The 11,750-nt window shown below is 47.0% G+C and carries 12 protein-coding genes; 10 read left to right on the plus strand and 2 right to left on the minus strand.

The genetic code is table 11. The features are described from left to right. The first annotated feature begins 46 nt into the window (after window positions 1-46). The 4 genes from ykgO (at window position 47) to glcF (ending at window position 4,463) form a co-directional block, all read left to right on the plus strand. On the plus strand, window positions 47-172 hold the full coding sequence (gene ykgO, locus ACN0W5_RS04035; protein ID WP_046503444.1) for a type B 50S ribosomal protein L36: 126 nt from the start codon (window positions 47-49) through the stop codon (window positions 170-172). A 209-nt stretch (window positions 173-381) separates the two neighbouring features. Further along, window positions 382-1,869, plus strand: a complete 1,488-nt coding sequence (locus ACN0W5_RS04040) for an FAD-linked oxidase C-terminal domain-containing protein (RefSeq protein ID WP_417452935.1) — start codon at window positions 382-384, stop codon at window positions 1,867-1,869. Between the two features lie 77 nt (window positions 1,870-1,946). Beyond that, window positions 1,947-3,152 (plus strand): glycolate oxidase subunit GlcE, encoded by a 1,206-nt coding sequence (gene glcE, locus ACN0W5_RS04045; RefSeq protein WP_417452936.1) that lies wholly within the window; start codon window positions 1,947-1,949, stop codon window positions 3,150-3,152. 9 nt (window positions 3,153-3,161) lie between these two features. Then, complete coding sequence (glcF, locus tag ACN0W5_RS04050; RefSeq protein WP_417452937.1) at window positions 3,162-4,463, plus strand: glycolate oxidase subunit GlcF; 1,302 nt, start codon at window positions 3,162-3,164, stop codon at window positions 4,461-4,463. A gap of 22 nt (window positions 4,464-4,485) precedes the next feature. Here glcF and ACN0W5_RS04055 read toward each other — a convergent pair whose 3' ends face one another. Continuing rightward, the gene (locus ACN0W5_RS04055) at window positions 4,486-5,205 is read right to left on the minus strand and encodes a helix-turn-helix transcriptional regulator (RefSeq protein WP_417452938.1); all 720 of its coding nucleotides are present in this window, start codon (window positions 5,203-5,205) and stop codon (window positions 4,486-4,488) included. 136 nt (window positions 5,206-5,341) lie between these two features. On the opposite strand from ACN0W5_RS04055, the gene ACN0W5_RS04060 reads away from it, so the two are divergent. After that, window positions 5,342-6,286, plus strand: coding sequence for an alpha/beta fold hydrolase (locus ACN0W5_RS04060; protein WP_417452939.1), 945 nt, complete (start codon window positions 5,342-5,344; stop codon window positions 6,284-6,286). 158 nt (window positions 6,287-6,444) lie between these two features. Further along, a complete protein-coding gene (rarD, locus tag ACN0W5_RS04065; RefSeq protein WP_417452940.1) occupies window positions 6,445-7,344 on the plus strand; it encodes an EamA family transporter RarD in 900 nt (299 codons plus the stop codon). A gap of 42 nt (window positions 7,345-7,386) precedes the next feature. On the opposite strand, the gene ACN0W5_RS04070 is transcribed toward rarD, so the two are convergent. Beyond that, window positions 7,387-8,673 (minus strand): glycerate kinase type-2 family protein, encoded by a 1,287-nt coding sequence (locus tag ACN0W5_RS04070; protein WP_417452941.1) that lies wholly within the window; start codon window positions 8,671-8,673, stop codon window positions 7,387-7,389. A 389-nt stretch (window positions 8,674-9,062) separates the two neighbouring features. Between ACN0W5_RS04070 and ACN0W5_RS04075 the strand changes: the two genes are divergently transcribed. The 4 genes from ACN0W5_RS04075 to ACN0W5_RS04090 all read left to right on the plus strand — a co-directional run bounded on the left by ACN0W5_RS04075 (window position 9,063) and on the right by ACN0W5_RS04090 (window position 11,746). Next, entirely contained in the window at window positions 9,063-9,851 is a 789-nt protein-coding gene (locus ACN0W5_RS04075) for an N-formylglutamate amidohydrolase (RefSeq protein WP_417452942.1), read from the plus strand. 44 nt (window positions 9,852-9,895) lie between these two features. Further along, a complete protein-coding gene (locus ACN0W5_RS04080; RefSeq protein WP_417452943.1) occupies window positions 9,896-10,195 on the plus strand; it encodes a DUF1244 domain-containing protein in 300 nt (99 codons plus the stop codon). 177 nt (window positions 10,196-10,372) lie between these two features. Continuing rightward, a complete protein-coding gene (locus tag ACN0W5_RS04085) occupies window positions 10,373-10,720 on the plus strand; it encodes a DUF2312 domain-containing protein (RefSeq protein ID WP_417452944.1) in 348 nt (115 codons plus the stop codon). A 150-nt stretch (window positions 10,721-10,870) separates the two neighbouring features. Next, window positions 10,871-11,746, plus strand: coding sequence for an AbiJ-NTD4 domain-containing protein (locus tag ACN0W5_RS04090; RefSeq protein WP_417452945.1), 876 nt, complete (start codon window positions 10,871-10,873; stop codon window positions 11,744-11,746). Window positions 11,747-11,750: the final 4 nt, after the last annotated feature.

The raw sequence follows: 11,750 nt of genomic DNA on the forward strand, positions 1-11,750 counted from the left end.
CTCGACAGCCCGATCAGCGGGCACATTTTTTGCCAAAGGTAGGACCATGAAAGTTGTAAACTCTCTGAAGACTGCCAAGCTGCGCGATAAGAACTGCCGTGTTGTTCGTCGTCGCGGCCGGGTTTATGTCATCAACAAGAAGAACCCTCGCTTTAAAGCGCGTCAGGGCTAATCTTGTTCACTCTGACGATTTGGTCAGAATGAAGTTAAGAAAAAAACCGCCTCTCGAAAGAGAGAGCGGTTTTTTCTTTTTTTAATCGCTAAATTTCAAATATTCCGATCTGTCGCAAATATTGTGACGTAAACTCTTTATCTCCACACTTGTTCTTGGCGCAAAGTTAAGCGAGGCTATGGGCCTAATAATAAATCTGGAGAAACCTGATGAAGATGCCTGATCCTGATCAGTCGATCGTGGCGAAAAGAGATGAGATTGCGGAAGCCTTAAGGGAAATAGTTCCCGGCGAAGGCGTGATTTTAAGTGATCGGGAATTACAGGTATACGAATCAGACGGACTTACGGCCTATCGCCAACCTCCTTTAATGGCTGTTCTGCCGCAAACCGTTGATCAGGTAAGTCAGGTGCTGGCGTATTGTCATGCCGAGGGAATTAAAGTTGTTCCTCGTGGTTCGGGAACTTCTCTATCTGGTGGTGCCTTGCCCTTGGCCGACGCAATTTTATTGTGTATGGGCAAATTTAATAAAATTGTCGACGTTGATTATGATAACCGTTGTGCAGTGGTTCAGCCGGGGGTCACGAACCTAGGCATTACAAAAGCTGTAGAGGGCAACGGGTTCTATTATGCCCCAGATCCTTCCAGTCAGATTGCCTGTTCCATCGGCGGTAATGTTGCTGAAAATGCGGGTGGTGTTCATTGCCTGAAATACGGACTTACCACCAACAATCTTTTGGGCATTGAAATGGTTTTGATTGACGGAACTATTTTAAGGTTTGGGGGGAAGCATCTGGATAGTCCCGGCTATGATCTCCTTGGGTTAATGACAGGTTCGGAGGGGCTTCTTGGGGTTGTGACGGAAGTAACGGTTCGTATTCTGCCCCAACCTGAAACAGCAAGAGCGCTCTTGCTTGGATTTTCCAGCTCGGAAAGTGCGGGGGATTGCGTTGCAGCCATCATATCTGATGGTATTATTCCTGGCGGCATGGAGATGATGGATAAACCAGCTATTAAAGCCGCGGAAGCATTCGTCAATGCAGGATATCCTCTGGACGTTGAAGCGCTGCTTATTGTTGAGCTGGATGGCCCGCAGGCTGAAGTGGATTATTTGATTGATCAGGTATCCGCGATTGCTGAAAAATGCGGGGCGATCACCAGTCGTATTAGCCAGAATGAAGAAGAGCGACAACTTTTCTGGGCGGGCCGTAAAGCCGCTTTCCCCGCAGTGGGGCGTCTGACACCGGATTATTACTGTATGGATGGAACAATCCCCCGTAATAAGCTTCCCCTTGTCTTAAAGCGTATGCGAGAAATGAGTGAGCATTACGATCTACGCGTTGCCAATGTCTTCCATGCAGGGGACGGCAATCTCCATCCCTTAATTATGTACGATGCTAATAATCCGGGAGAGTTGGAAAAGGCCGAGGATTTTGGATCGGATATCTTAAAGCTTTGTGTTGAGGTTGGCGGGGTGCTGACGGGTGAACACGGCGTAGGTGTGGAAAAACGCGATCTTATGCCGGAAATGTTTAACGAGATCGACTTGAAACAGCAGCTGCGAGTGAAGTGTGCTTTTGACAGTAAGGCACTTTTGAACCCAGGGAAGGTTTTTCCCGAACTCCACAGGTGTGCCGAGCTAGGACGTATGCATATACATAAAGGTAAGTTACCTTTTCCTGATATCCCACGCTTCTAGAGTTGTTCTGGAGTCATCCAGCTAGAAATAAAATCAGACGATCAGAAACGAATAATAAAAAACGTCACGAGAGTTTTATGAGTCATATCAAGCCTGAGAATGCAGACCAATTGGAAGAAGCCATTAAATGGGCTTTATCCGAAGAAGAGAGTATTGAAGTTACCGGCTCTGGTAGTAAACAGACATTTGGGCGTTCTGTGCAAGCCAACCATCAACTGGACATGTCTGCCTTAACCGGTATTACACTGTATGAACCAGAAGAACTCGTGTTATCGGCACGGGCAGGGACACCGTTGGTCGAGATTCAAGAAGAGTTGATCAAGAATAAACAGTACATGGCTTTTGAACCAATGGATTATGGCCCTCTTTTGAAGGGAGAACCTGATCCCGGAACGCTTGGTGGAATGATTTCTTGTAATCTATCTGGCCCGCGTCGGCTAAGGGCCGGTGCTGCGAGAGATCATTTTTTGGGTTTTTCCGGAGTTTCTGGGCGGGGAGAAACATTTAAGTCCGGTGGTCGGGTGGTCAAGAATGTGACGGGTTATGATCTTATGAAGCTTATGGCTGGGGCTCATGGAACTCTGGCCGTGATGAGTGATATTACAATTAAGGTATTGCCAGCTCCACCAGAAGAGAAAAGCTATGTCCTTTACGGTCTTACTGACGAGCAGGCAAACAAAGCAATGTCAGTCGCTTTGAACTCTTCATGCGAAGTTTCTTCGGCAGCACATATTCCGCAGTCTATTTCCTCGAAGCTTTCTTTTGAGACAAAAAAACGAGCGATAACGGTGTTGAGGCTAGAAGGGCATGGACCATCAGTCACCTATAGGGCGGACAAGTTGGCATCGCTTTTGACAGATTTTGACACGGGAAGTTTGATTGCTGAGCGGGAAAGCAAGCCTTTGTGGCAAAAGCTACGTGATGCAGAAGTTTTTACAATTTCACCCGAGAGATCAGTTTGGCGAGTATCGTTGCCACCAGCACAAGGAAGTACCTTTATTAAGAGTTTAAAGTTAGAGGATCAGGCCGAGTACTATTATGACTGGGCTGGTGGGCTTATTTGGCTGTCACTGACTGGTGATGGGAATGCCTCTGTGCTCAGGGATAAATTAAAGAGCATGGGCGGACACGCCACTTTGGTCAGGTCGCCTCATAATATTGGCGATGCCGCCACTCCTCAACATCCTCTTGACCCAGGAGAGCATGCCCTAATGAAGCGCATAAAGGATAACTTTGATCCCAAAGCTATTCTAAACCCTGGCCGCTTATACGCAGATCTATAGGAGAGACAAATGCAAACCAATTTTTCTCTCGCTCAGTTGGCTGATCCTAGTGTTGAAGAGGCTGAAAGCATTCTGCGTAAGTGTGTGCACTGTGGATTTTGCACAGCGACCTGTCCCACTTATGTCTTACTAGGAGACGAGTTGGATAGCCCTCGTGGGCGGATCTATTTAATCAAGGGTATGTTGGAAGAGGGGGAAGCGGCAACAGCGGAGGTCACAAAACATCTGGACCGTTGTTTGTCTTGTCTATCCTGTATGACGACCTGTCCGTCGGGGGTGAACTATATGCATCTTGTGGATCATGCCCGAAATCATGTTGAACACACTTATAAGCGCCCTTTGTTTGAAAGGTTGTTGCGCAATCTTTTGAGTTATCTTATTCCTCGGCCCTTCTGGTTTCGTGGCGCATTGAACATTGCCTCTTTGACAAAACCTCTGATGAAGAACTTTGTCACTGGAAGGATAAAGGCACTGGTTGATCTTGCGCCAAAGGAACTCCCCGCTGCAAGTGTTGTCGATCAGCCCCAGACATTTAAGGCAGTTGGTGAGACAAAAGGGCGTGTGGCACTTTTGTCTGGCTGTGCACAGACTGTTCTTGCGCCTTCTATAAATGAAGCAACGATTAGGCTTTTAACAAGGCATGGTATCGAAGTTGTTGTTGCCAAGGGCGTGGGCTGTTGCGGGTCGCTTGTTCACCATATGGGCAAAGAGACAATGGCAGAACGGCAGATGAAGGCTGCTATTCAAGGCTGGGTGACTGAACTCGAAGGTGAAGGACTGGATGCTATTATTACTAATGCGTCTGGGTGCGGAACCACGATCAAAGATTATGGCTTTATGCTCCGAAATGATCCTGATTGGGCGGAACGTGCAGCAAAGGTTTCTGATCTTGCAAAAGATATCACAGAATACCTTGCAGATCTTGAACCTTTGGCGCTGGTGGATAAGGAGGACGATCAACCGGCAAAGATTGTTGCCTACCACGCCCCATGTTCAATTCAGCATGGTCAAAAGATCACTAAGCAACCAAAAGAGCTTTTAACCGGGGCGGGTTTTGTCGTGCGCGATGTAACCGAGGGACATCTGTGCTGTGGCTCTGCCGGAACCTATAACATTATGCAGCCAGAATTGGCCGAGAAGCTCCGGGATCGCAAAGTCAAAAACATTGAAACACTGACACCGGATATCATTGCCACTGGAAATATCGGGTGCCAGTGTCAGATATCTTCAGGTACAGATATTCCCGTTGTCCATAACGTTGAACTCCTCGATTGGGCCACAGGCGGTCCTAAACCGGAAATTTTGGATTGATAACGCTTAAGGCGACAAAGGGTTACCTTGATAAATTACGAACTGGAGAGACATGATCTTCGAAGGGGACATGTCGTCTTCGAAAGCTTGTGCCTTCCAGATATTCCGGTTTGCTGATGCGGTCCATACGAAAATGGCGGAAATCTTCGCGCGCGGGATCCCAGGCTACCAAATACCACAGTGGTGGTAAGATCAGCATAGCTTGAGGTTCAACAATTCGGGTTGTTATGGCCCCTTTTGCATCGCGGTATCGGAAACTTAGTTGCAGCCGTTGAAGAAATGCGGTCTCGAATGCGGGCAACAGTGCTGACTCTATAGCTTTCATATCAGATATGTCGACTTGGGGTGAAAGCTGTCCGACGTACAAACAATCTAGGAAACGGCGCAAGTCGCGTACTTTGTCCGATGGCAGGGCTTTTTCTATCTTAGCGAGCCCAGCATCAGCGAGGGCTGAAAAGGGTAAGTTCCCGGCCGCACGCATGGATGCGACGCTGATAAGAAGGGCAAAAATCTCAGTAACCGAGAGCCGCGCGGTGGTCTGAACCGATTGTGGATCAAGTTGTAAGCCACCCCCGCGACCAGGCTCGGAATGAATGACAAAACCTTCGTCGCGCAGCGTACTGATATCGCGCAATATTGTCCGCCTTGATACACCAACCTCTTCTGCTAACTCAGCTATTGTCGACGTTCCGTTGCGGCGAAGGCTACGCACAATGGCATCAAGTCTGGGGCGAATATTCATTTTATAAGCTTATCAATAAATAGTGCCAGTATTTGTCACTATTTGGTTTTAGTCAATGATCATTCAAGTCACAAGAAGGTTTGCGATTGTAATGCACATCCCTAAACCTCTGGGACAAAAGCTAAAAGGAAACACAATGTCTATCCCAATCAATTTTCCAAAGCCCACCTTTGTTTCCGTTAACGGTGTCGAGTTGGAAGTTTTTGAAGCTGGTCAAGAGAATGCGGGAAACCCAATTATCCTTTGTCATGGTTGGCCAGAACACGCCTTTTCCTGGCGTCATCAGATGCCCGCGCTTGCGGCAGCTGGTTACCATGTCATCGTCCCAAACCAGCGAGGTTATGGCAATTCATCCTGCCCAAGCGAAGTAATAGACTATGATATTCAGCACCTGACCGGAGATCTTGTTGGACTTCTTGATCACTATGGATACGAAGATGCGACCTTTGTTGGTCATGATTGGGGGGCAATGGTCGTCTGGGGTTTGACTTTGTTGCACCCCGATCGAGTAAATAAAGTCATAAATCTGTCCTTGCCTTACCAAGAGCGCGGAGAAAAGCCTTGGATCGAGTTTATGGAAGAGTTTTTTGGTGACGACTTCTATTTTGTTCACTTCAACCGACAACCGGGTGTTGCAGATGCTGTGTTAAACGATAATACGTTCCAGTTTCTGCGTAATATGTTTCGCAAAAATGTCCCTCCAGCCCCACCTGAACCGGGTATGATGATGATCAATCTTGCTGAAACAAAAACGCCTCTGGGTGAGCCGATCATGGATGACAGTGATCTTGCCGTTTTTGTTTCGGCCTTTGAAGGAACAGGTTTCACAGGTAGCATAAACTGGTACAGGAACCTTGACCGTAACTGGCACCAGTTGGCAGATGTAGATCCCGTCATTCAACAACCTGCACTGATGATTTATGGTGACCGGGACCCCATCGCGAAGTCTGAAAATCTATCCGATTTTGTGCCTAATGTTGATGTGGTTAATCTGGACTGCGGTCATTGGATTCAGCAAGAAAAACCGGAAGAAACGAATCAAACAATTTTAAACTGGTTGGCACAACAAAATCAGAGTTAGCGCAAAGAATATTGCGATGGGCCGATAAAGAAGTATCTGAGAACATTGGTAATTATTTTATGGCATATTTTATAAAATAATTGGACTTGAGGTGTAATCTGTCTGGCAAAGTTAATTTACCCAGAGTAGTCTGAGCTTCTCTGGTTAGGATTTCCAAAATGACACGTGACACTCTTCAGGGCGTATTTCTGGCTCTGGCCGCATTTTTATGGTGGGGGCTGACACCACTATATTTCAAACAGATAGAAGCGGCAGGACCTATAGAGGTTCTGAGCCATCGCGTGATTTGGTCTTTGGTTCTTCTTGCTATCTTGCTGTTCGCACGGAAAAGATGGTCAGAGATTAAAGAGACTTTCAGTTCGCCCAAGATCTGGGGGTGGTTGCTGCTAAGTGCCGTACTCGTTGCGGTGAACTGGCTTGTATTCATTTGGTCGATTTCCAATGGACACTTGGTCGAGGCAAGTCTGGGTTACTATATCAATCCTTTGGTCAACGTACTTCTTGGTGTTGTCATACTTGGGGAGCGGCTAAAGCTGTTACAGGGAATCGCGGTGGGATTAGCCGCGTTGGCTGTTGGATATCTTACTTATATCGGGGGAGAGTTCCCATGGATTGCTTTAGTGTTGGCAATGTCATTCGGGTTTTATGGACTTATCAGAAAGCGTTTGCCTGTGGGGGCACAGGTCGGGCTTTTTGCTGAAACGGCAATGGTCACACCTATTGCCTTGGGCTATCTGATCTGGATTGGGGTTCAGAACGAGATCACTTATATTACTGGTGGCACAGGCATTAGTTTGCTGTTGATGCTGGCCGGGGTTGTTACAACCGTGCCGCTGGTTTGTTTTGCTGCCGCTGCAAGACGCTTGAACTATTCAACAATTGGCATGATTCAATACGTTGGCCCAACCGTTAATCTGTTGTTGGCAACGCTGCTTTTTGGCGAAGCCTTTACCAACGTACATGCCATCTCTTTTGGACTGATCTGGTTCGCGGTCTTTTTGTTTAGTGCACAATCCTTTGTCGATATGAAGCGCGCAAAAAAACAGGTTGCGCTTTAGGCAACCTGCTTCGTTTCGTGTGTATAGCGCTGTTCGGTGGTCTTAGTCTTTTGGCATAATGACAATTGCACGGAAATCGTTGACGTTTGTTCGCGTTGGTCCGGTGATGATGAGATCATCAAGAGCCTGAAAAAAGCTATAACCGTCATTATTGGCAAGATGTTCTTTGGCATTAATGCCGAGTTTAACAGCTCGTTCGAGCGTATCAGGGCTCAAGATCGCACCGGCATTGTCTTCACTGCCGTCGATGCCGTCGGTGTCACATGCTAGAGCATAGATATTTGCGGAGCCACCAAGCTCAACAGCAAGAGCGAGCAAGAACTCTGCATTTCTGCCGCCGCGGCCATTTCCTTTGACCGTGACGGTTGTCTCGCCACCGGATAACAGTACACAAGGTGCCTGTGTGGGTTGATCGTGATTGGTGACCTGCCTTGCAATGGCGGCCATAACCTTGGCGACTTCACGGGCCTCCCCTTCGATTGAATCACCTAGGACGACAGGGGTAAAGCCATGCTTTTCAGCAACACGTTTGGCTGCGTCAAGAGAATCCTGCGGGCGGGAAATCATGTGCATCGAACAGTTGGCAAAAACCGGATCATTTGGTTTGGGTGTTTCGTTTGCCGCCTTTTCCAAGTATGTGGCAACAGATGCAGGTGGTGTAATGTCGTATTTCGCCAGAATGGCGCGGGTGTCTGCAAATGTGCTGGGGTCTGGAACGGTTGGGCCGGATGCGATGACATCGGGATCATCACCGGGCACGTCAGAGATCAAAAGGCTAACCATCTGTGCCGGGGCGGCAGCGGCAGCAAGCTGTCCGCCTTTAATAGCCGATAGGTGTTTACGCACCGTGTTCATTTCGATGATGTTTGCGCCGGATTTCAACAAAGCCTTGTTGATTGTCTGTTTGTCTTCAAGGGACAAGCCGTCAGCGGGCAGAGCCAACAAAGATGAGCCACCGCCGGATATAAGGCAAAGAACAAGGTCATCAGCACTGAGGCCCTGCACCATTTCATAGATACGCTTTGCTGCTTCACGACCAGCTGCATCCGGTACAGGGTGGGCGGCTTCGACAACTTCGATGCGGGTGCACTTTTCGCCCTCGGGCATGTCGTGGTCATAGCGGGTTACGACAAGGCCTTCGATCGGTCCGGCCCAATTTTCTTCGACAGCTTTGGCCATAGCAGCGGCGGCCTTTCCGGCGCCTATCACGACGGTTTTTCCCTTGGGTGGGTTTGGTAAGTAATCAGGCACAGCCAATCGGGGATTTGCTGCATCCAGACCAGCCTGGAAGAGATCTCGTAGGAACTTTTTAGGGGATATCGCGTTCATCTACAGGGCCTTCGCTTAACAAGTGTCATAAACCAGAGATGCCTTTATGGAAATGAACAGGGGCATTCGTCAAGAGAAGCCTTCGGAATAACTGTTATTCCTGCCTTTCTTTGACGTTGTGATGAAAAATCTGGTCGGTTTTTGTCTTTGACGCTAGATAGCTTATCTGATTTTGCACGCAAAAGCTTTCAGCTGTGATGGGAAAGTAATCTCTGATGTTCGTGGGCTGGTGATGCGATGGCAAAATTCCTCTGGAAATCACGCTAAACCAATACAATATTGAGGAAGGCATAAAAGCCTTGAGTTCAGTGGTATTGGGCATAGAGTAGCGACGTAAAGTCAGGGCCTCATCATAAGGCCTGAGTTAAGGTAAAAGTAATAGGAAGATAATGGATATCCAAATTCTGGCTTCGGATGAACCAAGCCCGGTGAGCGTTATTAATGAAGATGCTGAAACCCCTTTTGTTTTTCTCTGTGATCACGCGACATCTTTTATTCCTAAATCCCGCAATAATCTTGGTGTCGAAGATCACCATCTGACCCGGCATGTGGCCTATGATATTGGTATCAAAGACGTGACCGAAGGCGTTGCTAAACATTTCAAATCTCGGGCTATTTTCAGTAACTTTTCACGTCTTCTGGTCGACCCAAACCGCAAACTGGATAACGATGCCCTGATGCCTTTGGTAAGCGACGGATGTCATATCCCTGCAAATCAGGATATGCCAGAGGCAGAGCGAGAAGCCCGCTTAAATGCTTTTTATTGGCCCTATCACAATCAAATTCAGACGACGCTGGATAACATGATTGAGCAGGGACAGGTGCCAATTATCGTGTCCATGCACAGTATGACCCATGAAATGGCCGGTGTTGCCCGCCCGTGGCCTGTCTGCGTGTTGTGGAATCAAGACCCTCGCATTCCGTTGCCCTTGATTGAAACTTTTACGCAACAAGGCTTTAACTGTGGGGACAACGTGCCCTACACTGGCCGGGATGGTCATGGCTATACAATGGAAATGCATGCGGATCGACGGGGACTACCCAATGTCCTCATTGAAATTCGTCAGGATCTAATTTCAGATCAGGCGGGGATAGATCAGTGGACGACCCATATGATCAATGCCTTTGAAGAGGTTCTGCATTGCCCGTCGCTTAAAGAAATAAAGTGCTATCTATAAAGATAAGCACAAAAAGAAATACCTTGTTTTGGGAGAAAAAAATCATGAACGAGCAAACCAAACTGGAACTGGAAGCAGCGGCGTTCAGACGCCTTGTTTCGCACTTGCAAGATCGTACAGACGTTCAGAATATTGATATGATGAACCTCGCCGGATTTTGCCGGAATTGCTTGTCCAAATGGTATATGGCTGCTGCGGAAGGAAAAGGCGAGACCATGGATTACGGACAGGCCCGTGAAATCGTCTATGGGATGCCCTATGACGAATGGAAATCGAAGCACCAATTGGAAGCAACGGCTGAACAAAAAGCGGCCTTTGAAAAAAGCAAACCCGCGCACGATTAGTCTTGCCAGTCAGTTAAGCCAACCATTAAAACAGACTGTGGTAAGCGAGAGACATCTTGTAAAAAAGTCTCCTTGGTTACTGCGGGGCATTGCCAAAGCAGAAGCAGGGCGCTAATTTCCGCACAGACAATTTATGAGACAACTCATTACACGTGATTTTATAAAAGGGCCCCGGGCATGAGCGATTTCGAATCAAGCTACGAAGAAAATACTTCTGACGACAGCCAGTCAGATGATATGGCAACAGAAACAACAAGTTCCTCTAGCGCAGCGCCCGTGCCAGGTGAAATCGCTGGTGTAACGGCGGACCGTCTTCGCGGATTTATCGAGCGCGTTGAGCGTCTGGAAGAAGAGAAAAAAGGCATCGCCGACGACATCAAGGAAGTCTATGCCGAATCTAAAGCGCTTGGTTTCGATACCAAAATCATGCGCAAGATCGTTTCTCTCCGCAAACTTGAACAGCAAGAACGCATGGAGCAGGAAGAGCTTATTGACGTCTATAAGCACGCTCTTGGTATGGTGTAACTTTACTGAACATCCATAAAGAAAAAGCCCGCCAATCGGCGGGTTTTTTTGTGAGATTTTATGGTTGTTGTTTAATGGTGATAATATCTTTTTTCACGTATAGGATGTTTGCTTAGTTGTAAGAAAAACAAGTAAGTTATATTCTGAATTATGACTGATAAAAATAAGTTGGATAGAACGAAAATTTCATTCTCTCAGGCTGAAGGCCTTGAGCCATTGCCCTCTTTGTTAAATATTGGAGAGCTTTCTAAAGAAGCTAGGAGTTTGATATGGCATGCTATCTACGGTGATTTTGTAGGGGCGAACTACGGTGATTATATTGAACTCGATCAGCGATGGAACACAATCCTTTTTGAGAAACATGTGACCATTGATTACCTTCCCACTGATGAATTTCGCTCGGATTTTGATTATCATCGTGAAGAAGTAAAAGCGCTTATTTTTAATGGTCCTTTGCATAGTGTTTTTGACTTTTTAACATTTGTTCTGAGGCACGGAGATTGTCCTCGTGAATTGGATGATAAAATTAAATGGTCTTTGGAAAAGAGTAGAACCGCATACACTCTGATTAGCGATGGCCCCACAATCATTCCTATTGTGACGCAAGAAGAGGGGGTAGCGATTAAAGAGGCTTTCGAGGTTGCAATTAAGAATAGCTTCGATGGTGCGCGTATTCATCTACGTAATTCAGCGGATGCATTGAACAGAGGTGACACTACAGGAAGTGTTCGTGAGAGCATCCACGCTGTTGAATCTGTCGCCCGTAGATTAAATGAAAGTGCTTCGAAAAGCCTTGGCCCAGCTCTAACAACATTAGAGAAAAGTATAACAATACACCCTGCTTTAAAAAGGGGTTTCTTGAGTATTTATGGATACACAAGTGACCAAGAGGGTATTCGCGATGCTATACATGAGGGTAAGGTCGAAGTGGATGTAACCGATGCTGCTTTTATGTTCGGAGCTTGTGCTTCTTTTGTAACATATCTTATTAATAAAGCTCGTCTAAGCGGGACGATATCCGAGTAAAATA

Source organism: Kiloniella sp. (genome assembly GCF_048270245.1).
Lineage (GTDB): Bacteria > Pseudomonadota > Alphaproteobacteria > Kiloniellales > Kiloniellaceae > Kiloniella.

Bases quoted from the DNA above. Each gene is read 5' to 3' on its own strand.
- ykgO (WP_046503444.1), top strand. From the start codon at position 47: ATGAAAGTTGTAAACTCTCTGAAGACTGCCAAGCTGCGCGATAAGAAC.
- ACN0W5_RS04040 (WP_417452935.1), top strand. From the start codon at position 382: ATGAAGATGCCTGATCCTGATCAGTCGATCGTGGCGAAAAGAGATGAG.
- glcE (WP_417452936.1), top strand. From the start codon at position 1,947: ATGAGTCATATCAAGCCTGAGAATGCAGACCAATTGGAAGAAGCCATT.
- glcF (WP_417452937.1), top strand. From the start codon at position 3,162: ATGCAAACCAATTTTTCTCTCGCTCAGTTGGCTGATCCTAGTGTTGAA.
- ACN0W5_RS04055 (WP_417452938.1), bottom strand. From the start codon at position 5,205: ATGAATATTCGCCCCAGACTTGATGCCATTGTGCGTAGCCTTCGCCGC.
- ACN0W5_RS04060 (WP_417452939.1), top strand. From the start codon at position 5,342: ATGTCTATCCCAATCAATTTTCCAAAGCCCACCTTTGTTTCCGTTAAC.
- rarD (WP_417452940.1), top strand. From the start codon at position 6,445: ATGACACGTGACACTCTTCAGGGCGTATTTCTGGCTCTGGCCGCATTT.
- ACN0W5_RS04070 (WP_417452941.1), bottom strand. From the start codon at position 8,673: ATGAACGCGATATCCCCTAAAAAGTTCCTACGAGATCTCTTCCAGGCT.
- ACN0W5_RS04075 (WP_417452942.1), top strand. From the start codon at position 9,063: ATGGATATCCAAATTCTGGCTTCGGATGAACCAAGCCCGGTGAGCGTT.
- ACN0W5_RS04080 (WP_417452943.1), top strand. From the start codon at position 9,896: ATGAACGAGCAAACCAAACTGGAACTGGAAGCAGCGGCGTTCAGACGC.
- ACN0W5_RS04085 (WP_417452944.1), top strand. From the start codon at position 10,373: ATGAGCGATTTCGAATCAAGCTACGAAGAAAATACTTCTGACGACAGC.
- ACN0W5_RS04090 (WP_417452945.1), top strand. From the start codon at position 10,871: ATGACTGATAAAAATAAGTTGGATAGAACGAAAATTTCATTCTCTCAG.